At 69.1% G+C, this 19,948-nt stretch carries 21 protein-coding genes; 9 read left to right on the top strand and 12 right to left on the bottom strand.

Going from position 1 to position 19,948, the window contains the following annotated elements:
* Positions 1-566: 566 nt before the first annotated feature.
* A complete protein-coding gene (locus MBA17_RS42710; protein ID WP_238503652.1) occupies positions 567-1,535 on the bottom strand; it encodes an AraC-like ligand-binding domain-containing protein in 969 nt (322 codons plus the stop codon).
* A 279-nt stretch (positions 1,536-1,814) separates the two neighbouring features.
* Between MBA17_RS42710 and MBA17_RS42715 the strand changes: the two genes are divergently transcribed.
* Positions 1,815-1,985, top strand: coding sequence for a hypothetical protein (locus tag MBA17_RS42715; protein WP_238503653.1), 171 nt, complete (start codon positions 1,815-1,817; stop codon positions 1,983-1,985).
* On the top strand, positions 1,982-2,758 hold the full coding sequence (locus MBA17_RS42720) for a hypothetical protein (protein ID WP_238503654.1): 777 nt from the start codon (positions 1,982-1,984) through the stop codon (positions 2,756-2,758). The genes MBA17_RS42715 and MBA17_RS42720 overlap by 4 nt, the downstream gene beginning before the upstream one ends.
* Positions 2,759-3,176: 418 nt before the next feature.
* Here the strand turns inward: MBA17_RS42720 and MBA17_RS42725 are convergent, their stop codons facing one another.
* Entirely contained in the window at positions 3,177-4,004 is an 828-nt protein-coding gene (locus MBA17_RS42725; RefSeq protein WP_238503655.1) for a putative protein N(5)-glutamine methyltransferase, read from the bottom strand.
* Between the two features lie 317 nt (positions 4,005-4,321).
* Between MBA17_RS42725 and MBA17_RS42730 the strand changes: the two genes are divergently transcribed.
* Entirely contained in the window at positions 4,322-4,714 is a 393-nt protein-coding gene (locus MBA17_RS42730; RefSeq protein ID WP_238503656.1) for a hypothetical protein, read from the top strand.
* Between the two features lie 19 nt (positions 4,715-4,733).
* Here the strand turns inward: MBA17_RS42730 and MBA17_RS42735 are convergent, their stop codons facing one another.
* Together MBA17_RS42735 and MBA17_RS42740 are read right to left on the bottom strand one after the other, a co-directional pair.
* Entirely contained in the window at positions 4,734-5,264 is a 531-nt protein-coding gene (locus MBA17_RS42735; protein WP_238503657.1) for a VOC family protein, read from the bottom strand.
* A gap of 99 nt (positions 5,265-5,363) precedes the next feature.
* Positions 5,364-6,545, bottom strand: a complete 1,182-nt coding sequence (locus MBA17_RS42740) for a serine hydrolase domain-containing protein (protein ID WP_238503658.1) — start codon at positions 6,543-6,545, stop codon at positions 5,364-5,366.
* Between the two features lie 264 nt (positions 6,546-6,809).
* Here MBA17_RS42740 and ligD point away from each other — a divergent pair, with 264 nt between their 5' ends.
* Positions 6,810-7,802, top strand: coding sequence for a non-homologous end-joining DNA ligase (gene ligD, locus MBA17_RS42745; protein ID WP_238503659.1), 993 nt, complete (start codon positions 6,810-6,812; stop codon positions 7,800-7,802).
* A 145-nt stretch (positions 7,803-7,947) separates the two neighbouring features.
* On the opposite strand, the gene MBA17_RS42750 is transcribed toward ligD, so the two are convergent.
* From MBA17_RS42750 to MBA17_RS42765, 4 genes are all read right to left on the bottom strand, one after another.
* The gene (locus tag MBA17_RS42750) at positions 7,948-8,940 is read right to left on the bottom strand and encodes a TerC family protein (protein ID WP_238503660.1); all 993 of its coding nucleotides are present in this window, start codon (positions 8,938-8,940) and stop codon (positions 7,948-7,950) included.
* Between the two features lie 232 nt (positions 8,941-9,172).
* Positions 9,173-9,544 (bottom strand): MmcQ/YjbR family DNA-binding protein, encoded by a 372-nt coding sequence (locus tag MBA17_RS42755; protein ID WP_238503661.1) that lies wholly within the window; start codon positions 9,542-9,544, stop codon positions 9,173-9,175.
* A 12-nt stretch (positions 9,545-9,556) separates the two neighbouring features.
* The gene (locus tag MBA17_RS42760; protein WP_238503662.1) at positions 9,557-10,372 is read right to left on the bottom strand and encodes a GNAT family N-acetyltransferase; all 816 of its coding nucleotides are present in this window, start codon (positions 10,370-10,372) and stop codon (positions 9,557-9,559) included.
* Between the two features lie 52 nt (positions 10,373-10,424).
* Positions 10,425-11,138 (bottom strand): polyamine aminopropyltransferase, encoded by a 714-nt coding sequence (locus MBA17_RS42765; RefSeq protein WP_238503664.1) that lies wholly within the window; start codon positions 11,136-11,138, stop codon positions 10,425-10,427.
* Positions 11,139-11,517: 379 nt separating this feature from the next.
* Between MBA17_RS42765 and MBA17_RS42770 the strand changes: the two genes are divergently transcribed.
* The 3 genes from MBA17_RS42770 (at position 11,518) to MBA17_RS42785 (ending at position 13,614) form a co-directional block, all read left to right on the top strand.
* Entirely contained in the window at positions 11,518-12,168 is a 651-nt protein-coding gene (locus tag MBA17_RS42770; protein WP_238503665.1) for a S1 family peptidase, read from the top strand.
* A 196-nt stretch (positions 12,169-12,364) separates the two neighbouring features.
* Complete coding sequence (locus MBA17_RS42780) at positions 12,365-13,126, top strand: methyltransferase domain-containing protein (protein WP_238503667.1); 762 nt, start codon at positions 12,365-12,367, stop codon at positions 13,124-13,126.
* Between the two features lie 239 nt (positions 13,127-13,365).
* Positions 13,366-13,614: a hypothetical protein gene (locus MBA17_RS42785; protein ID WP_238503669.1), complete on the top strand. Its 249-nt coding sequence runs from the start codon at positions 13,366-13,368 to the stop codon at positions 13,612-13,614.
* 182 nt (positions 13,615-13,796) lie between these two features.
* Here MBA17_RS42785 and MBA17_RS42790 read toward each other — a convergent pair whose 3' ends face one another.
* The 4 genes from MBA17_RS42790 to chvE form a co-directional block, all read right to left on the bottom strand.
* Positions 13,797-14,498: a class I SAM-dependent DNA methyltransferase gene (locus MBA17_RS42790; protein ID WP_238503671.1), complete on the bottom strand. Its 702-nt coding sequence runs from the start codon at positions 14,496-14,498 to the stop codon at positions 13,797-13,799.
* A 114-nt stretch (positions 14,499-14,612) separates the two neighbouring features.
* A complete protein-coding gene (gene mmsB / locus MBA17_RS42795; protein ID WP_238503672.1) occupies positions 14,613-15,860 on the bottom strand; it encodes a multiple monosaccharide ABC transporter permease in 1,248 nt (415 codons plus the stop codon).
* A 6-nt stretch (positions 15,861-15,866) separates the two neighbouring features.
* Positions 15,867-17,396, bottom strand: a complete 1,530-nt coding sequence (gene mmsA / locus MBA17_RS42800) for a multiple monosaccharide ABC transporter ATP-binding protein (RefSeq protein WP_238503673.1) — start codon at positions 17,394-17,396, stop codon at positions 15,867-15,869.
* 35 nt (positions 17,397-17,431) lie between these two features.
* Complete coding sequence (gene chvE / locus MBA17_RS42805; protein ID WP_238503674.1) at positions 17,432-18,559, bottom strand: multiple monosaccharide ABC transporter substrate-binding protein; 1,128 nt, start codon at positions 18,557-18,559, stop codon at positions 17,432-17,434.
* A gap of 334 nt (positions 18,560-18,893) precedes the next feature.
* Here chvE and MBA17_RS42810 point away from each other — a divergent pair, with 334 nt between their 5' ends.
* Positions 18,894-19,415 carry an RNA polymerase sigma factor gene (locus tag MBA17_RS42810; RefSeq protein WP_238503675.1) on the top strand — a complete coding sequence of 174 codons (522 nt, stop codon included), beginning with the start codon at positions 18,894-18,896 and terminating at the stop codon, positions 19,413-19,415.
* Positions 19,412-19,885 (top strand): hypothetical protein, encoded by a 474-nt coding sequence (locus MBA17_RS42815; protein ID WP_238503676.1) that lies wholly within the window; start codon positions 19,412-19,414, stop codon positions 19,883-19,885. Before MBA17_RS42810 ends, MBA17_RS42815 begins: the two co-directional genes overlap by 4 nt.
* The last annotated feature ends 63 nt before the right edge of the window (positions 19,886-19,948 follow it).

The following is a 19,948-nucleotide window of genomic DNA, read 5'->3' on the forward strand; positions in this document are numbered from 1 at the left end:
GAACCTCGAAGTCGGCTACAACGCGCTGCACCAGCGTCTCGGATACGACATTCCCTATGCCGAGACGTGGGTGAAGCAGAAGCGCCCGGTCGGTGTCTCGCGCTTCCTGGCCTGGGAGACCCTCACCCACGCGAAGAACCCGGGTTAAGCCGCGATGAGTGGATCGGCCACGCCGGACTTCAACTCCGACGGCGTGGCCGACATCTTCTCGGCCGCCACCGGAAGGAGGACGGTCCGGAACCGCGAAGGTGGCAACAAGTTCGGCCCGGCCACCGCGATCAGCTCCGGCTGGACAGTCTTGGCTGTTCTACGGAGGCATCGGGCGTACCGATGTCCGGCGAATGTCTACAACGAGGTCCCCGTCTGGTCGAGCTCGGCCAGGCGCCCCACGCCGCGAGCGTGAGCGCGTCAGCCGGCTCGGGGTGTGCTCGGCCGCGCCCTTGACGGCGCCCTTGACGGCGCCCTTGACGGCGGAGCTCACCGAAACGGGAGAACTGGCGCTGGTCGCCTAAACCCAGACTTAGACCGAGCGTCCAAGGTCGGTCACGCGGGCCGGGCGGAGACCATCACGTGGAGGAGCGGGGGTGGTTCGCCTCGCGCCAGGCCCGTGGCGAGATTCCGTATACCTGTTTGAATACCTTGCTGAAGTGGGTCGCGTCCACGAAGCCCCAACTCCGTCCTATTGCTGCGATTGTCCGCAGTCGGCCATTCGGGCCGGCCAACTCTCGCCTGCATTCGGCCAAGCGGCGTGTGCGGATCCAGTCTCCGAGGCTGATGCCCGAGCGGGACAGCACAGCGTAGAGATGACGCACGGAGATGCCGTGTGCAGCGGCGATCCGTGCCGCCGACAGATCGGGATCAGCCAGGTGCGCCCGGACGTAATGAGTGATCCGCAGGCTGAGTGTCGCCTCCAACGGTGCTCTCATCAGGCTGGAGTTACCGTGCTGGGACGCCAAGACGGCACGGAGCAGTTCGATGCTGGGTTCCACGACGGCGTCGGCGTGCACGCCCTGGCGCATGTCGTCGCTGACGGCCAGCTGGGAGAAGTAGGTGAAGGCGAGACGCGCGATGGGGTTGTCGGACCCCAGGGAGACCGCGGCGATGTCTCGCAGCAACCGCTCGGGGAGCGCGAGTGCCGCGCGGGGGATACGGAAGAAGTGGTGGTCGACTCCCTCGTCGAAGAGAAGTGTGTAGGGAGCGATCGATTCGTAGACGGCGAAGTCTCCCGGCCTCAGCAGGCATTGGCGACCGTTCTGCACCACCAGGCTGGTGCCCGTCATCTGTAGTTCGAGGAAGACGACCGGCTCCTTGTCCTCCCGGGCCAGCTGCTCCGTCCGGCGGAGAGTGGCCGCGGTCCCCCGCGCCGAGCAGATCCCGAAGGGCCCGACGGCACCGAGCCCTATGCGAGCGGAGATGTTCTCAGCCGCAGGACGGTGATCGATATCGACCGCCACCATGGATTCCCACACCGCGTGCCGGAGCACTTCCTCCCGGTCCTGCGGCGGCATGAACGCGGTGTCCAGGACCATGCTCATGAGGCAGACCTTCGTGTGCATCGGTCATAAAGCCAGCCTGACGATACCTTGGTCCGTTCCCCCACAAGCTGCCCCTCGACACTGACGGTTCCTGACATCAGTTTGACAGGTTTCTCTCTCGCTGCGCTACGGCTTCGACGGGCACGCGCAGGGCCCTCGCCTGATGCGGAGTCAACTTGTGGCGGTGCACTACCGACAAATTTCCCTGCATGAATGACAAAGTCCGAAGCCCACGATGACCCTAAGGTCCATGGGCGAGGCCAGAGAAAGAGGAGTCAGATGTTCCGCACTACCGGCGTGTTGGTCGCCGCGGCGCTTGGCGCGTCGGTCGTCACCACCCCGTCGTCCGCGTCCGCAGCAAGCGATCGGAAGTGCTACGGCACCCAGGCCAAGGAGATGTGGCCGACCGCCCGGGCCATCCAGGACAGCGTCGAGCCGGCGGACCGATGAGCGGCGGGCAGGATCCCTCCAGGGACCAACGGTTCGCGGTCATCAGCAGGCGCGTCGTCTTCGTCGGGGGAAGCGCCCTCTTCGTCACCGGCTTTCTCGCGGTCCTTAACGGCCAAGTGGGGCCTGGCATCGCACTCTTTGTCATCACCTTCCTCGCGGTGATGGCGCGTGGTCTCATGACGGTGAGGCGTGGACAGCGTGCAATCGCCGACCGGGACCGTGCCCAGGTGCCAGACGGCCCGGTCCGGAGCCCCGACGCACCGGCGCCGGTGGAGCATGTGGTCGCGGCGCTGCTCGGGATGAACAGTGACGGGCTGCCTTACAAGATCGGCGCCTTCCCGGGCCCCGGCGGCGTGCGCGTCGACGTGCATTGGAAGAACGAGGAGATGCGGTGGCAGACCCTCTTCGTGCGTGGGTCGCAGGCCTACACCTGGCGCATGGAGGTCGACCTCGACCCGTCCACCGGACGGTACAAGTTCGTCGAGCACTCCGGGAAGGCCTCTGTACGCGCAGCGGCCGGACCCATGGGGGCCGTGGCCTACGGTGAGTGGACGTGGCAGAAGGGCAAAACGTCTGGCAGCAGATCAGCAACCTTCGTGGAGGGCGCCGACGGCCAGGTCACAGTGACCGGTCCGGGCGGACCGCGCACCTCGTGGGAGGGGGCTGTCATGATCAAGCCTGCCGATGCCAAGGTGCCGGTGTTCACGGTCCTGCGGAACAACGGCTGGCGCCCGCGTTTCGACTGGTTCGGAGCACGGATGTTCGAGAAGTAGACACCTGCCGTGCGGGCCGGTGTCACCTCGTAACGCACCCTGAGGGAGTTCTCCCTGCGATCGCCGTACTTGCGTGTCGCGGCCCGGGCCCTCATCGCCAGCTGCGCGAGCAGCCCTGCCGCGCATCCTCGGACAGGGCCTCACTGTCAGTCAGGGTTGTGAACCAAGCCCAGGTCGGGGCCGCTGTTGAACACTAACGAACGTGGCCCTGCGGACCTCGAAAGCGTGCGAGGGGCAACTTTCCCCGGGTTCGAATCCCACCTCCACCGTCATGCCAGAAGGGTGCACCGTGGTTATGAGGCGTTTCTGGCTAAGTGCCCGTGTACAAACTGATCCCTGTGCTTGCTGCCTTAGGCCTATATCGGGCGAAACTGCGACGTAGAGCGAATCGACCTGATGATCAGTTGTACACGGGCACTCAGGCGGGTGGCCAGGTCCCGATGACGACGGTGGCGTTCAGTTCGTCGGAACCGGCCACCCGGGCGGTCAGCCCGTTGCGGGCGACGGCTTCGACGGTCTGCGGCGCCTGGTGCTCGCTCGTCTCCACCAGTACGTGCCCGCCCGGCGCCAGCCACAGCGGTGCCGCGTCGATCACCCGCCGCACGACGTCGAGCCCGTCCGCGCCGCCGTCGAGCGCCACCCGTGGCTCGTGTATCCGGGCCTCCGGGGGCAGTAACCCGATCGCCTCGGTGGGCACGTAGGGAGCGCTGGCGATCAGCATGTCGACGCGGCCCAGCAGCGTGGCGGGCAGCGGCTCGTACAGGTCGCCTTCGTAGACCCGGCCGTCGGCGAGGTTGCGGCGGGCGCACCGCACGGCGACAGGGTCGAGGTCGACGGCGTGCAACTCGACCCGGTCCAGGGTCGCGCTCAGGGCCGCCCCCATCGCGCCCGAGCCGCAGCACAGATCGACGACGACGGTCCGCGGCCCAGCGGCCTGAGCGGTTTGGGTGGTCTGAGCGGTCCGGTGGGCGAGGGCGGCGGCCTGGCCCACGAGGAACTCGGTGCGGCGGCGGGGGACGAAGACACCGGGATCCACGGCTATCCGCAGGCCGCAGAACTCCGCCCAGCCGAGGACGTGTTCGAGGGGAAGCCCGGCGACGCGCCGCTCCACCATCGCGGCGAGGTCGGCCGGGGTCCGTGCGCCGGCGATGAGCAACCGCGCCTCGTCTTCGGCGAAGACACAACCGGCGGTCCGAAGCGTGCTGACGATTGAGGATCGATCTAGATATGACGGAGAAACCGACATTGGAGCCCTTCGGGGTACCGTTGGGCGCTCCTCGGTCGCCTACGTCGGATGAACCGTACGACCGCGGAAGGGGAGCGCCCATCCTGATCTAGCGGTAATGGGTCTCACCTCCAGGGTCCGTCCACTGCTGGGACCGCAACACTACCCGAACCGGGCCGTGGCGCGCGCGGGGGTGTGCGGATCCCGCTCACCAGGGCGAATGGGGCATCCTCCCGCCGTACGGGCAGGGCGGCGGTCTCAGAGCGGACACGCCCGGTAACGATTCGTGCACAGGGTCATCCTCCGAGGGCATCTGGTCGTCCCAGGTAAGTATGAGGATGATGCTGCTACGGTTGATCAACGCGCTGCGCACCGTGCGGGCACGAGGACTCACGCGAGACCCGGCCGCCAGCTCCCTGGAGCACCTGTACCTCCGCTTCGGCCGTGACATCCTGGCGCAGGCCGCCCAGGACCGCGCGCTGTCCGACGCCATCGCCCGGGAGGTCGCCGTCATCGACCAGAGCATCGAGCAGCAGGGCGCCCGGCCCGGGCCCGTCGAACTGCGCTCCTTCCTGATGGGATACGGGCAGGGCGTGATCGACTCCGCGGTGATCCGCCCTGACCTGGTCGCCCAGGACACCAGCTGCGACAGCCCCTACCCGAGCTCCGTCGTACGGCTCGGCGCGCTCAGTCAGAAGGCGTTCGCCGGCGGCCTGCTCCGGATGACGTAGGCGTGACGTCCTGTTCCGGTCAGGTCGCCGCCACCGCGCCGGCCGCCGGTCCGGACGTCTGATCTCCCCGGGGGAAGAACTCGGTCTCCGGGTTCTGCATGTACTCCATCGCCCTGATGAACACCGGGTCGCCGAGGCGTCGTTCCATCTCCTCGGGGGTCACGTCCTCGATGCGGGTCTGGATCCACCACAGGTTGCCGAACGGGTCGCGCACGCGTCCGACGAGATCGCCGAAGAACAGGTGGGTGACCTCCGAGACCGACGTGCCGCCGGCCGCGACGGCCTGCCGGTGTACGGCGTGGGCGTCCTCGACGTACAGGCGGAGAAACGCGGGCGTCTCCGGCCAGTCGGGGTTGTTGTCGAACAGCATCACGATCGCATCGCCGACCCGGACCTCCGCGTGCCCGATGACCCCGCGGGCGTCGACGACCCGGGCGATCTCCTCGGCGCCGAACGCCTTCGTCATGAAGTCGATGACGCCGGCGGTGTCGCGGGAGATGATCCAGGGCGTCACGGTGGTGTAGCCCTCGGGGGTCGTCTTGACGGGCATGTGCCTGCCTCCTGTGTCGTGGTGCGGAACGTGTCACCGACGTTAAACCGCATATAGGTCGATTTATGGCCTATATGGGCGCTGGCAGTGGAACGCGGTTCACGCGTGCGCGCAGCGGCAGGCCGTACGAATGAGGGGCCAGACTCGGTCGTCGCCGCCCTCGATCAGCTCGGACATCCGGTTGGGCACGTATCCGAAGGCGAGGCCGGAGTCGGGATCGGCGAAGGCGAACGCGCCGGTGGCGCCCGCGTGCCCGAAGGCGGCCGGGGCGCCGAACTCCGGCCACATCGGCCCGCCGGGAAGCATGAAGCCACGGCCGTACCGGGTGTGGCAGTGGAGGACGAGGTCGCGTCCCTGGGCCTCGACGGTGCGGGCGAGTTCGGTGGTCTCCGGGCGGAGCAGCCGGATGCCGTCGACCTCGCCGATCAGGGCGGCGTGCAGCCTGGCCAGGCCGGCGGCGTTGCCCACTCCGCCGCACGACGGGATCTCCGCCCGATACGCGCGGGGACCGTGCAACATCTCGGGGGTGACCACCAGACTGCCGTAGGTCGAACGATAGAAAAGGGACGTCGGGTCGCACATCGCCTGACTGAGCTCCCGCAACTGCGGGTTGCCGCGCCCGCCCTGGAGCTGTTGCCCGGTGGGCGGCACAACCGCCGCCAACTGGGCGTCCTTCCCGGCGGGCAGGCCGATGTGGAGATCGAGGCCGAGCGGAGCGGCGATCTCCGTGGCGAAGAACCGCCCGACGGAAAGCCCGGTCGTCCGGCGGATCACCTCGCTGACCAGCCAGCCCATGGTGAGGCTGTGATAGCCGTGGCCGTGGCCCGGCCGCCATTCGGGCCGGGCCGCCCCGAGAGCCTCCGCCACCAGGGTGCCCGCCTCCACGTCGTCGAGCGTCAGGGGCGGCTCGAAGGTCACCACGCCGGACCGGTGCCCCAGCAGCCATCGCAGCGGAATCCCGGCCTTGCCCTCCGCCGCGAACTCCGGCCAGTAACCGGCGACCGGCGCGTCCAGGTCCACCACGCCCCGGTCGACCAGGAGCATCGCGGCGGACGCGGCCATCGCCTTGGTAGTCGACGCTAGCAGCGTGATCGTGTCCCGTCGCCACGGCGCCCGGGTCAGCTGATCCGCCAGGCCGCCCCAGAGATCCACGACGAGGCGTCCGTGCTGATAGACGCACAGCGACGCCCCCAACTCGCGCCCCCGGGTGAAATTGTGCTCGAAGGAGGCTCTGAGAGGGGCGAACCGGGGCTCGCAGACGCCCTGGATCGCGGCGGTCATCGGCGTTCGGCGGCCCGGTTCCCGCTGGGCCGTCCAGTCACGAAAAGCACCATGATCTCTCCCACTGCGACAAGCGAGCGAAGCCGGGATCCTCGTGCTCAGACTCCTCCCCGATGAGCCCTTGACCGCTGCCTCCGCGGTGACCACGCGGAACAGCGGAACCACAGACCGGCTACCCGGCCGCCAGGGGCTCAAACGACGCCTCCGTCACATGACCGAGCCGGCGCCGCCGTACCGATCTCCCGGCCGGGGTAGGAGGGACACATGGGGGAGTTGCCGACGTACGCGCCGATGATGGCCGAACTCGGCGCGTTGCCACCGGTCACCGAGAGCGGCCGGTGGGGGCTGGAGATGAAGTGGGACGGCGTGCGCGCCGTGGCGTACGTCGAGAATCGGGCGTTGCGGCTGATGTCCCGCAACGGTAAGGACATCACCGTCGCCTATCCGGAGGTGCGGATGCTCGCCGGGTCGGTGGACGGCCACGACGTGGTGCTCGACGGGGAGATCGTGGCGTTCGACGAGGCGGGCAGGCCGTCGTTCGAGGCTCTCCAGCCACGCATGCACCAGCGGCGGGAGGCGCGGATCGCCGAGCTCGTGCACGCCGTGCCGGTCACGTATCTGATCTTCGACGTGCTGCACGTGAACGCCGCCACCGCGATCCACCTGCCCTACGACCGGCGGCGGGGACTGCTGGAGGACATCGTCACGTCCGGTGCCCGGTGGCAGGTCCCGGCGTGGTTCCGCGACGAGGCGCCGCGTGCGCTGGCCCTCAGCAAGGATTGGGGGCTGGAGGGGGTGGTGGCCAAACGGCTCGACTCGCCGTACCGGCCGGGACGGCGGTCGGGGGAGTGGCGGAAGGTCAAGAACGTCCGTAGCCAGGAGGTCGTCATCGGCGGCTGGAAGCCGGGCGGCGGGCGGCGCGCGGGCATGATCGGGTCGCTTCTGCTCGGCGTCCACGACGAACGGGGCAGGCTGGTCTACGCCGGCCATGTCGGGACGGGTTTCACCCAGGCGATGCTCCGGGACCTGCGCGAAAGTCTCACTCCCCTGGAACGGCCCACCTCGCCGTTCGCCGTCGCGGTGCCCAGGGAGCACGCGAGGGACGCTCACTGGGTGGAACCGCTGCTGGTGGGCGAGGTGCAGTACGCCGAATGGACGTCCGACGGGGTGCTGAGGCATCCCTCCTGGCGCGGCCTTCGCACGGACAAGGGGGCGGACGAGGTGCAACGGGAGGATCCGGGGCGAATGGCCGGCTGAGCCGCGCCCCAGAAGGAGGCCGGCCGTTCTACCGTGCCCGTAGTTCCTTGAGCCGTTTGTCGGAGCGGCGGACGGCCCGCACGATGACGACCAGGGCGAGGGCCGTGACGTGACCGTCGGCCAGCCGGTAGCCCGTTGGGCGGGGTCAGTCGTCCTGGCGACGGCGGAAGCCGGTGACGGCCCCCGCGTGGGCGCGGGCGGTGGGGTCGCGGCGCGACTTGACGAGGCTCGCCACCGTGGTGATCGCCAGCACCCCGATGATGACCACCAGGGACACCGCGGTCGAGATCTCCGGCACCCGGTCGTCGACGGTGTGCCCCCAGTGCAGGATCAGCTTGACGCCGATGAACGCGAGGATCAGGGCCAGCCCGGTGGACAGGTAGACCAGCCGGTCCAGTAGACCCGTGACGAGAAAGAACAGCGCCCGCAGCCCCAGCAGCGCGAACGCGTTGGCCACGAACACGATGTACGGCTCCGCGGTCACGCCGAACACGGCGGGGATCGAGTCCAGCGCGAACAGGATGTCGGTGCCGCCGATGGCGACGAGCACGATGAACAACGGCGTGACGACCCGCCGTCCGTCGACCCTGGCCAGCAGGCGTCCGTCGATGTAGTCGTCGCTGACCGGAAGCAGCCGGCGGGAGGTACGGACCAGCAGGTTGCTCTCGACGTCGGGATCCTCGTCGCGGTGCCGGTACAACTGGACCGCCGTCCAGATCAGCAGCACGCCGAAGATCAGGAACATGAAGGAGAAGAGCGACAGCAGCGTCGCCCCGAGGGCGATGAACACCACCCGCAGCGCGAGTGCCGCCATGATGCCGAACGTGAGCACCTTGTGCTGGTGCTCGGCGGGCACCGCGAACGTGGACATGATGATCACGAAGACGAAGAGGTTGTCGACCGACAGACTCTTCTCCACGATGTACCCCGCGAAGTACTCGGCCCCGTATTTCCAGCCGACCAGACCGGCGAAGACCAGGCCGAAGACGATCGCCGCCGCGATGTAGAACACCGACCACGCCGCAGCCTCGCGGAAGCCCACGACGTGCGGCCGCAGCATCCCGATCATCAGGTCGAGCACCAGGAGCCCGATGATCAAGGCGATCGTCACGGCCCACCCCAGCGCGGTGATCTCCACTGACGACCTCCTGTAGCGCTGACCTGCGACGTCCCCAGTCGTACCAGGCCGGACACAGGCCATGTCGGCCGACTCGCCGGTGTTGTGGCCGACCGGATTTCCGGCGTGCCCACAATTCACCGGGGCGACCGGGTGACGCCGCAGGAGGAGGCGTGCCGTACGGCGGGGCGGCGGGGATCCGCGGTGAGACGGCCGACATGCGCGGCCCGCGCGATCAGCACGGACTACGGCGTCACCTGTGCGGAAGGGGCCTGACGGCTGACGGGTCCGCCTCGTGCGCGTCGACCAGCTGTTGGGGCGCCGTCAGGCACCACGCCTCGGTGACCAGCTCGAACAGCTCGTCGGCGTCGATCTTCGCCAGCTGGACCACGACCCAGCCGAACCGCTCGGTGGTGAACTGGACCTCGAACACCTCCGGGCGCTCGGTCACCAGCGCGATCTGCTCCTCGATCGTCGACTTCAGCCCGACGGTGCAGGTCTTCTCCCACACGTAACCGAAACCTTTGCCGCGCACCTTGAGGGAGACCCAGGAACCGCCGTCGCCCTGCTCGACCTCGGGCAGATTGGCCAGCATCCCCAGGAATTCGTCAACGCTCACACCCATGGACCACGTTTATCAGAGCGCTCCGACATTTCCCTCCTCGAGGCGGCGATCTCCAAGGGGGCGGACGTACGGCGTGGTGCCGCTCAGCGGGACGAAGCCGAGACGCAGCAGGATCGGGCGGCTCTGGGCGGAGGCGTCGACCTGCAGATAGCGGAAGCCGTGTTCGGCGGCGGTACGGGCGCGGAACGAGACCAATGCCCGGTAGAGGCCCCGGCCGCGCCAGGCGGGCACGGTGCCGCCGCCCCAGAGGCCGGCGAAGTCGGTGCCCGGGTAGAGCTCCATCCGCGCCGCGCACACCGGCAGGTCACCGGCCATCGCGACGACGGCGGTGACCGTGTCCGGGCTCCCGGAGAGCTGGGCGAGCAGCCGGCGCCTGATCTCCGAGCGGTCCGTCCCGAACGCCTGCTCGTGGACGTCCGCCATGAGGTCCACCTCGGCCGGGCCGTCCACCGGGCGCAGCGTGATCCCCTCGGGCGGCCGCGTGTCGGTGGCCAGGTCCCGGATCCGGGCGACCATCAGCGTCTCCGCCGGCTCGGGGGTGAACCCGGCCGCGCGCAGCCGTGCCGCGAGGTCGGCGGGCCGGTCATGGGTGTAGAGCTTCCATTCGAACGCCTGGCCCGCCGAGGCGAAGTGCCGCACCTGTTCGGCGATCGCGGCGTCGGCGGTGTCCTGGTCGAGATCCGACCAGAGGACGCCGTTCCAGCCGTCGTCCGGGCTGGTCTGCCGCACCACGTCGCCGACGCGTTCGACCCGGCTGCCGCTCCCGCCGTGGCGTGCGCCCCGCCGCATCTGGTGGTCGAACGTCGCCAGCACCGCATCACTGTCCATCCGCTCATCCCACCACCGGACGATGGGACACGGCAACCGATATTCCGGCTGTCTAGAGCGTCGCCACGTAGACGGTGTTGGCGGCCTCGCGGTCCTGGAGGTGGTTGTGGAAGGTGACGACGTGCGCCTGGGAGGTCACGAAGACCTGGGCCAGCGCCGCGCCGAACGTCTCGCTGGGCGGGTCGTTCGACCACAGCGCGAAGACGCCGCCCGGATGCAGTCGCGCGGCCAGCCGCCGGAGCCCTTCGGGACGGTAGAAGGGGGCGTGGCTCGGATGCAGCACATGGTCGGGCGCGTGGTCGACGTCCAGCAGGATGGCGTGGAAGCGCCGGCCGGGACTCTCGGGGTCGAGCCCGCCGTCGTCGCCGATCATGGCGAAGAAGTCGCCGTGGACGAACCGGCATCGCGGGTCCGAGGTGAGCGCCGCGCCCAGTGGGAGCAGCCCGCGCTCGTGCCACTCGATCACCTCGCCGAGCGCGTCGATCACCAGCAGCGAGCGCACCCCGGGTTCCTCCAGCACCGACCGGGCGGTGTAGCCGAGTCCGAGCCCGCCCACGGCCACGTCGAGATCCGTGCCCCGGGCGGCCGCCAGCCCGAGCCGGGCCAGCTCGACCTCGGCCACCGTGAACAGGCTCGACATGAGGAAGTCGTCGTCCAGCTTGATCTCGTACACGTCGACGCCCAGCGAGGGCTCGCGCCGGCGTCGCAGGCTGATGTCGCCCAGCGGCGTCGGCCGCCAGTCGAGTTCCTGGAAGCGTGTGCTCATGCTGCTCGTCCGTCCCTTGGTGTGTGGAGTACGGCGCGGCACCCTGCTCGCTTGGTCCGGGGCGGCAGCGGTGGCGTGCCTGCCGGTGCGTGTGCGTCTACGAGGCGTGGGCGCGACGGAGGGCAGGACATCCTGGGTCTCCGCCCAGATCTTACCTGCACGTCAGGGCGGATTCGGGCCGCCGTTCAGGTGCTGGTGGGACCGGCGATCGGGCCGCGCGGCCGGACGACCGGATCGCCGTGGCCAGGGCGTTCGCCGGGCGACCGCACCGCTCGGCGGCGCAGGAGGTGCCTGACCGCCGCCGAACTCGCCGAACTCGCCTGACTTGTCGGCATATTCGATGATTGCCAAGGGTCCGCGCCGACCTTATTGTCGGGTCATGACGGGCCGGAGAGCACTCCTGTTGATCGTCAGTTTCCTCCTCTTCACTACCGGGGTGGCGAACGCCGAGACGGCGTCGAGCCTGGCGTACAGCGTGCGCGGCGGTGACGCTTTCTTCACGGCCACCACCCGGTGCACCATCGGAGCCGCGGTGCGGGGCGGTTTTGTGACCGCCGGTGCCTGCGGGCGACCGGGCGAGGCCACCCTCGGGCACAACCGGGTGGCACAGGGCGTGTTCCGCGCCACCGCCTTCCCGGGCGATTCCATGGCCTGGGTCACCGTGAACTCCAACTGGACCCCGCGCGGCGTCGTCAACGACGGCAGGGGCGGCGAGATCGCCGTCCTCGGTTCCAGTGAGGCTCCCATCGGCGCCCCGGTGTGCCAGTCGGGCGCCACGAGCGGGTGGCGCTGCGGCACGCTGCTCCGCCGGAACGTCACGGTGAACTTTCCGCAGGGCGCCGTGTTCGGGCTGATCGAGACCAGCATCTGCAGCGAGCCGGGCGACACCGGAGCCACTCTCTTGTGGAACGGCCACGTCCAGGGCGTCCTCATCGGCGGCTCCGGCAACTGCAGTACGGGCGGCCGGTCCTACTACCAGCCGATCAACGAGATTCTCTCCAGGTACGGCCTCACCCTGCTGACTTCCTGACGGCGCCCGCCGAGCCGACGGCGCCCGCCGAACGGACCCGTGCCCGCCGAGCCGGTGGGCGGCGGCCGGTGGGCGGCGCTGGAAGCGGGCGCCGATCGCGTGGCCCTGGACCGCCGCGATGGAGACGATCTCCGGGCGGCGCGACCACCGGAAACCCTGTTGTCCCTCCGCGATTCCCCGTTTGAGAATGACGGGCATGAAACGCACATTTGACGAACTGGTGGCCGAGGGCGCGGCCGTTTCGGTGGACGGCTGGGACTTCTCCTGGCTGGACGGCAGGGCCACCGAGGAGCGTCCGTCGTGGGGCTACCAGCGCATGATCGGTGAACGGCTGGCGCACGCCTCGGCCGCGCTGGACATCGAGACCGGCGGCGGCGAGGTCCTCGCCGGGGTCCCCGGCCTGCCGCCCCTGATGGTGGCCACCGAGTCGTGGCCGCCGAACCTCGCCAGGGCGACCAGGTTGCTGCACCCGCGCGGGGCGGCGGTGGTCGCCGACACGGACGAGCCGCCGCTGCCGTTCGCCGACGACGCCTTCGACCTGGTGATCAGCCGCCACCCGGTGACCGTCTGGTGGGAGGAGATCGCCCGCGTCGTGCAGCCCGGCGGCACCTATCTCTCCCAGCAGGTCGGCCCGGCCAGCGTCTTCGAACTCATCGAGTACTTCCGGGGTCCGCAACCACCGGAGGCGCGCCGCCGCCGCCACCCCGACGACGCGCGGGCCGCCGCCGAGGCCGCCGGCCTGGAGGTCGTGGACCTCCGTTTCGAGTCGCTGCGCACCGAGTTCTTCGACATCGGCGCCGTGGTCTACTTTCTGCGCAAGGTGATCTGGATGGTCCCCGGGTTCACCGTCGAGGAGTACGCCCCTCGGTTGCGGGCCCTGCACGACCGCCTTGAGGCGGACGGCCCGTTCGTCGCTCACACCACCCGATTCCTGATCGAAGCCCGCAAACCCGGCTGACCCCCGGCCCCGGTCGCCTGGGAGTGCCATCCGCCGTGAGGATCACGTCCCCCGGCTGGATCGTGTGGCGCCGGCCGATCCGGGGTGTGATTGGCCATGCTTGGTGGTGATTTCGACTCTCGCCGGTAAACATCACTGACAGTAAAGGTGACACTACCCGAACCATAACGTTAGGTGACTGATCCATTGCTACCTGCAAGCATCGTTGCGTCACATCAGTCACAGGAAGGACCCTCAGTATGCGTTTCTCCCCCCGGTCGGCGTTCGTGCTTTCCGCCGCGATCGCCGCACTGGCCCTTCCGTTGTTCGCCGCCGGCCCGGCTTCGGCCAAGGCCGGTCCGTACGACGACGTCCAGAACGTGACGCAGAACCAGGTCTGCAACCAGGGCAGCGCCCAGGGAGCCGTGCCCATCACGGTTCTCCCGGTCAACGTCCTCAGCCCGACGCAGCACATCTGCGGCCAGCTCGCCGTGAACAGCGACCACTGACCGGCCCGCTCAAGGGCGTACGCATATAGGCGCCACCGGAGGGGCCGCGTCCCACGCGGCCCCTCCGGCCTCTCCGGCGGCAGGTGGGGACTCTCCGGCTTTCCGGCGGCCGTGACCTGACAGGCGCGCGGCGACCCACCGCCCGGCCGCCCTGGTCAGACCGCCCGGGGGTCAGACCGTGATCAGTGTCGCCTGCGCCACACCAGGGCGACCGAGACAGGGTGGTGCCGGAAGCGGTCCCACTTCGGCTTCACCTCCAGCCAGCGGTCGTCCACGACGCCCTCGCGCATCCCGGCGAGGGTCCAGCCCGCCTCCAGCCCCGCCGTCACGTGCTCGCTCAGCAGGTGGACGTGCGTGGCGATGGCGATCGGCTCGCCGGAACCACCGGTGAAGTGGGTCGGCATCCCCGAGGTCATGATGAAGTGCGGGTGGAACGCGAGCACGACGCACGCACCGCCGGGCTCCGCCAGCCGCCACGCCTCGGCGTAGAAGGGGCGCAGGTCGGGCAGGTGCTCGTCGACGAGCGAGGCGATGACCAGGTCGTAGGCTCCGGAGTCGAGCCCGGTGTCGCGCACGTCGGCCTTGATCAGCCGGTCGTGCACGCCACGGGTACGCGCCACGGCCAGCATCTCCGGGGTGAGGTCCACGCCGTCGATCGAGGCGACGCCGTTGCGCCGCAACCAGGCGCCGGTCCGCCCAGTGCCGCATCCGAGGTCGGCGGCGCGGCGGACACCGGCCCAGTGCGGGTCGGTCAGTTCGTCGAGGACGGCGATGTCCATCACGTCCTCCACCGTCTGCTCATAGGTGTCCACCCACTGCCCGTATCCGGTGGTCACGTCGACCATGGGGTAGCCACGGGTGTCGAAGTCAGAGAATCGCGCCATGGGCCCAAGTCTCTGAGATTCCGCTGATCCCGGTCGACCCGTTTTCCGCTCGCCTCGCCGTACCGGGTGATCTCGCCGTGGTCGGCGGGTTCGTGACAGGCGTGGCTCCTGCCGTCAGCTGGTGGCGGCTCCGGCTCGCCGCTTGGTCCACACGTCGAAGGCGACCGCGGCGAGCAGGACGATGCCCTTGACCAGCATGACCCGCTCGCTCGGCGAGCCGATCAGCGACATCCCGTTGTTGATCACGCCCATGATGAGCCCGCCGGTGATCGCGCCGACCACCTTGCCGACGCCGCCCTGGACGGCCGCCCCGCCGATGAACGCGGCCGCGATCGCGTCGAGCTCGAAGGAGCCGCCGGCCGTGGGCCCCGCCTGGTTGAGCCGGCCGGCGAAGATGACCCCGGCCATGGCGGCCAGCACGCCCATGTTGACGAAGATCCAGAAGACCACCGACTTGGCCTTGATGCCGGAGAGCACCGCCGCCTGCAGGTTGCCGCCCACGGAGTAGATCCGCCTGCCGAACACCGACCGGTTGGCGAGCACCGAGTAGCCCAGCACCAGGAAGGCCAGCAGGACCAGGACCCAGGGCAGGTTCTTGAACCGGGCGAGCTGCACGACGACGGCGAGGATCAGCGCGGCGGCTCCGGCGAGCTTGAGGATGAACACCGGCAGCGGATCGACGTCCTGGCCGTAACCGGCGCGCGCCGCGCGGGCGCGCCACTGGGTGGCCGCCATGCCGGCGATGGCCAGCACGCACACGAGCAGGCTGAACAGGTCGGCTCCGCCCAGCGGCCCCAGGGCGACGTTCCCCAGGTAGGAGCCGGTGAACCCGTTGGACATGGTGCGGACCGCCTCGGGGAACGGCCCGATGCCCTGGTTGCCGAGCACGGTGAGGGTGAGCGCGCGGAACAGCAGCATGCCCGCCAGCGTGACGATGAACGACGGGATGCCGAAGTAGGCGATCCAGAAGCCCTGCCAGGCGCCGATCAGGCCGCCCGCGACCAGGGTGACCAGCAACGCGACCGGCCAGGGGACTCCATAGGCCACCATCAGCACGGCGGCGATGGCGCCGGTGACGGCGACCACCGAGCCCACGGAGAGGTCGATGTGCCCGGCGATGATGATCAGGATCATCCCGATGGCGAGGATCAGGATGTAGGAGTTCTGGACGATGATGTTGCTGATGTTCTGCGGCTGGAGCAGGGCGCCGTCGGTGAGCACCGAGAACAACACGACGATCAACGCGAACGCGATGTAGATCCCGCTCTGCCGGATGTTGATCGACAGGCCGCTCAGCGCCCTCCGGGCCGGCGGTCGCGGCTCTGACCCCGTGCTGGTGTCGGCGGGCGACATGCTGCTCATCGGGCGTTACTCCTGTCCCATTGTCATGTGGTGCATGAGGCGTTCCTGGGTCGCGTCGCGGCGGAGGAGCTCACCGGTGACGCGTCCCGCCGCGAGCGTGTAGATGCGGTCGCACACGCCCAGCAGTTCCGGCAGCTCCGAGGAGATGACCAGCACCGCCTTGCCCTCGTCGGCCAGCCGGTTGATGATCGTGTAGATCTCGTACTTGGCGCCGACGTCGATGCCGCGGGTCGGCTCGTCCAGGATGAGCACGTCCGGGTCCGTGAAGATCCACTTGGACAGCACGACCTTCTGCTGGTTGCCGCCGCTCAGCTTGCCCACCACGCTCAGCACGCTGGGCGCCTTGATGTTCATGCTCTTCCTGAAGCCCTCGGCGACCTGGTACTCCTCGTTCTCGTTGACCCAGCCGCGCCGCCCCAGCTTGCCCAGGCCGGCGGCGGAGACGTTGCGCCTGATGTCCTCGATGAGGTTGAGCCCGTAGCGCTTGCGGTCCTCGGTGGCGTAGGCGAGGCCGTGCCGGATGGCGTCCTGGACGGTGCGGATCTCGATCTGCTCGCCGTACTTGTAGATGCGGCCGGAGATGTTCACGCCGTAGGCGCGGCCGAAGACGCTCATGGCGAGTTCGGTACGGCCCGCGCCCATCAGGCCCGCGAGGCCGACGATCTCGCCCTTGCGCAGGGACAGATGGGCTCCCGAGACGACCTTCCTGTCGGGCTGCGCCGGGCTGTGCACCGTCCAGTCCTCGATGCGCAGGACCTCCTCGCCGATCTGCGGCTCGTGCGGCGGGAACCGGTGTTCCAGGTCGCGGCCGACCATGCCGGAGATGATCTGGTCCTCGGTGACGCCGCCGCCGGTCATGTCGAGGGTGTCGATGGTCCGGCCGTCCCGCAGGATGGTGATCGAGTCGGCGATCGCGATGATCTCGTTCAGCTTGTGCGAGATGATCACACAGGTGATGCCCTCGTGCCGCAGGCCGCGCAGCAGGTCGAGCAGATGGGCGGAGTCCTCGTCGTTGAGGGCCGCGGTCGGCTCGTCGAGGATGAGCAGCCGCACCTCCTTGGACAGCGCCTTGGCGATCTCCACGAGCTGCTGCTTGCCCACGCCGATGTCCGCCACCTGCGTCACCGGGCTCTCCCGCAGCCCGACCCGCCTCATCAGCCCGGCGGCCTCGTGGTTGGTGCGGTTCCAGTCGATGAGGCCGCGGCTGGCTCGCTCGTTGCCGAGGAAGATGTTCTCCGCGATGGAGAGCTGCGGGCAGAGCGCCAGCTCCTGATGGATGATGACGATGCCCGCGTTCTCGCTGTCCCTGATGCCGCCGAACCGGCACGGCTCGCCGTCGAAGACGGTCTCCCCTTCGTGGCTGCCGTGCGGGTACACCCCGGACAGCACCTTCATCAGGGTCGACTTGCCCGCGCCGTTCTCCCCGCAGATCGCGTGGATCTCGCCGCGCCGTACGGACAGGTTGACGTCCTGCAGCGCCTTGACTCCAGGGAACGTCTTGGTGATCCCGCGCATCCGCAGGATGGGATCGGTCATCTGTCGGGTCCCCTCGGAGCGCGCCGGCCGCTGGTTCAGCCGAGCTGGGCGGCGGTGTAGTAGCCGCTGTCGACCAGGGTCTTCTGGTAGTTCTCCTTGTCGACGATGACCGGTTCGAGCAGGTAGGACGGGACGACCTTGTTGCCGTTGTCGTAGTCCTTGGTGTTGTTCACCTCGGGCTCGCCGCCCTTGAGGATGGTGTCGGTCATCTTCACCGTCACCTCGGCGAGCTGCCGGGTGTCCTTGAACACGGTGGAGTACTGCTCGCCCGCGATGATGCTCTTGACCGAGGCGACCTCGGCGTCCTGCCCGGTCACGGTCGGGTACGGCTGGTCCGCGGTGCCGTACCCGTTGCTCTTGAGCGCCGACAGGATGCCGATGGACAGGCCGTCGTACGGCGAGAGCACGCCGTCCACCTTCTTGTCGCCGGTGTAGGTCTTGGTGAGGATGTCCTCCATCCGCTTCTGCGCGGTGGCCGGGTCCCAGCGCAGGATGGCGGTCGTCTTGAAGTCCTGCTGCCCGCTCGCGACCTTCAGCACGCCCTTGTCGATGTACGGCTGGAGCACCGACATCCCGCCGTTGAAGAAGAAGGTGGCGTTGTTGTCGTCGGCGGAGCCGGCGAACAGCTCGATGTTGAACGGACCCTTGGCCGAGCCCTCCGACCCGTCCTCGTTCTGCACCTTCAGCCCGATGAGCAGCGAGGTCGCCTGCTGGACGCCGACCTTGAAGTTGTCGAAGGCCGTGTAGTAGTCGACGTTGGGACTGTTGCGGATCAGCCGGTCGTAGGCGATGACGGGGATCTTGCTGTCCGCCGCCTGCTGGAGCTGGGTGGTCAGCGCGGTGCCGTCGATCGAGGCGATGATCAGCAGTTTGGCGCCCTTGGTGATCTGGTTCTCGATCTGGTTGACCTGAGTGGGGATGTCGTTCTCCGCGTACTGCAGGTCGACCTTGTAGCCGAGTTTCTCCAGCGCGGACTTGACGTTGTCGCCGTCGTGGATCCAGCGTTCCGAGGACTTCGTCGGCATGGTCACGCCCACCAGTGCGCCGCTGGTGGGGGCCGCCTTGGCCTCCTGGTCGATCGTCTTCTCGCTGGAACCGCACGCCGTCATGGTCGCGGTGAGGGCGAGGGCTGAGACGACCGTCGCGATCCGTCCGAACCTCATGGTCTGCTCCTTGCAAGGGGGGTACGCGGAGGGGTGCCTAGGCGGGGGAGGGGGAGTGGCTTGGGCCGACCTGAAGGTAGAATTGTTATCGCTAACAAACGTTGTGTCAATGGTCACATCGGGCATGCGGCGGCCGATTGCCGCCAGGTCTCGTAACGATCGTGAACGCCTTTGTCGCCCGGCTGTCTCACCGCCGCGGGTTTCGGCCCGCTGAATGTCCGCCGTCGCGTGCCCGCCTCGAATCCCAGTGCGCCTTGGAGAAACTCGGCCGAGACATGAACCTGGGAGTCCCCTTCTCCGACTGTGCCCGGTGACAGGCGACGGGAGAAACGAGATGACCGACGAGTTGCTGGTGCTGCGCTGCCGGCTCGGCGAGCGCGAGGCGTTCGCGGAGTTGGTGGGAGCCTGGCATGGGCCGGTGTGGCGATACGTGCGGGGCATGCTGGGCGCCGAGCGGGCCGACGACGTGGCCCAGGAGGTGTGGCTGGCCGTGATCCGCGGGCTGCCACGGCTGAAGGAGCCCGGCCGGTTCGTGCCCTGGCTGTTCACGATCGCCAGGCGCGCGGTGACGAACCGGCTGCGCGAGGAGTACGCCAGGGCCGAGACGGCGGCGCGGCAGGAGCCGGTCGCGCCGGACCAGATCACCGCCCTGGTGGACCGGGCCGAACTGGTCGCCGGGCTGGCCGGCCTGCCGGTCCTGGAACGGGAGATCCTGGTGCTGTTCTACCTGGAGGACCTCTCGCTGGACGACTGCGCCGAGATCTGCGCGATCCCGGCCGGGACGGTGAAGTCCCGGCTCAACCGGGCCCGTCGCCTGCTTCGCGATCACCTCACCGAGAAGGGATTCCGGCCATGAGCGATGAGCCACGCCAGTCGGCGGAGGAGATGCTGGGACGATTGTCGGGAGCGCTGTCCCCGTGGCGGCGGATCCGCGGCGCGGTGGCCCTGCTGGCGGGGCTGGCCGGGGCGATCTTCATGGTGGCGCTGTGGGCCACCGAGCCCGGCCCGCTGCCGGACGGCACCCGGCTCGCCTTCGCTCTGCTCACCACGTTCTGCCTGGCCTGGGTCGGCTACGGGTGCTGGGCCGTCCTCAGGCGGGCACCGTTGTACGCGCTGGACCAGGTGGTCGCCGCCTGGCTCGCGCTGGCCGCCTCGGTCCTCACCACCGTGGTCACGGTGACGGTCACCGCCCTGCGCGGCCCCGGCCCGGTTCCGGCGCTGGCGGCCGGGGTCGTGTTCGTGGCCGTGGCGGTGGCGCTCGTCGTACGGGCTCATGTCAGAAGGGCCGCGTTGCTGCGCAGGAAGCGGGACCTGGAGGAGCGCTGAGCCGGTCAGGGCTGGTCGCCGGCCGTTTCGCCGAAGGCTCCGGCCGGCGACCAGCCCTGACGG

This window comes from Dolomitihabitans soli (assembly GCF_022213955.1).
Classification (GTDB): Bacteria; Actinomycetota; Actinomycetes; order Streptosporangiales; family Streptosporangiaceae; genus Streptosporangium_A; species Streptosporangium_A soli.

Coding starts and splice junctions, on each gene's coding strand:
- chvE (WP_238503674.1), bottom strand. CDS start 18,559: ATGAGGTTCGGACGGATCGCGACGGTCGTCTCAGCCCTCGCCCTCACC.
- mmsA (WP_238503673.1), bottom strand. CDS start 17,396: ATGACCGATCCCATCCTGCGGATGCGCGGGATCACCAAGACGTTCCCT.
- MBA17_RS42790 (WP_238503671.1), bottom strand. CDS start 14,498: ATGGCGCGATTCTCTGACTTCGACACCCGTGGCTACCCCATGGTCGAC.
- MBA17_RS42760 (WP_238503662.1), bottom strand. CDS start 10,372: ATGGACAGTGATGCGGTGCTGGCGACGTTCGACCACCAGATGCGGCGG.
- MBA17_RS42755 (WP_238503661.1), bottom strand. CDS start 9,544: ATGGGTGTGAGCGTTGACGAATTCCTGGGGATGCTGGCCAATCTGCCC.
- MBA17_RS42785 (WP_238503669.1), top strand. CDS start 13,366: ATGCGTTTCTCCCCCCGGTCGGCGTTCGTGCTTTCCGCCGCGATCGCC.
- MBA17_RS42780 (WP_238503667.1), top strand. CDS start 12,365: ATGAAACGCACATTTGACGAACTGGTGGCCGAGGGCGCGGCCGTTTCG.
- MBA17_RS42715 (WP_238503653.1), top strand. CDS start 1,815: ATGTTCCGCACTACCGGCGTGTTGGTCGCCGCGGCGCTTGGCGCGTCG.
- MBA17_RS42710 (WP_238503652.1), bottom strand. CDS start 1,535: ATGAGCATGGTCCTGGACACCGCGTTCATGCCGCCGCAGGACCGGGAG.
- MBA17_RS42720 (WP_238503654.1), top strand. CDS start 1,982: ATGAGCGGCGGGCAGGATCCCTCCAGGGACCAACGGTTCGCGGTCATC.
- ligD (WP_238503659.1), top strand. CDS start 6,810: ATGGGGGAGTTGCCGACGTACGCGCCGATGATGGCCGAACTCGGCGCG.
- MBA17_RS42725 (WP_238503655.1), bottom strand. CDS start 4,004: ATGTCGGTTTCTCCGTCATATCTAGATCGATCCTCAATCGTCAGCACG.
- mmsB (WP_238503672.1), bottom strand. CDS start 15,860: ATGAGCAGCATGTCGCCCGCCGACACCAGCACGGGGTCAGAGCCGCGA.
- MBA17_RS42770 (WP_238503665.1), top strand. CDS start 11,518: ATGACGGGCCGGAGAGCACTCCTGTTGATCGTCAGTTTCCTCCTCTTC.
- MBA17_RS42765 (WP_238503664.1), bottom strand. CDS start 11,138: ATGAGCACACGCTTCCAGGAACTCGACTGGCGGCCGACGCCGCTGGGC.
- MBA17_RS42735 (WP_238503657.1), bottom strand. CDS start 5,264: ATGCCCGTCAAGACGACCCCCGAGGGCTACACCACCGTGACGCCCTGG.
- MBA17_RS42740 (WP_238503658.1), bottom strand. CDS start 6,545: ATGACCGCCGCGATCCAGGGCGTCTGCGAGCCCCGGTTCGCCCCTCTC.
- MBA17_RS42810 (WP_238503675.1), top strand. CDS start 18,894: ATGACCGACGAGTTGCTGGTGCTGCGCTGCCGGCTCGGCGAGCGCGAG.
- MBA17_RS42815 (WP_238503676.1), top strand. CDS start 19,412: ATGAGCGATGAGCCACGCCAGTCGGCGGAGGAGATGCTGGGACGATTG.
- MBA17_RS42730 (WP_238503656.1), top strand. CDS start 4,322: ATGATGCTGCTACGGTTGATCAACGCGCTGCGCACCGTGCGGGCACGA.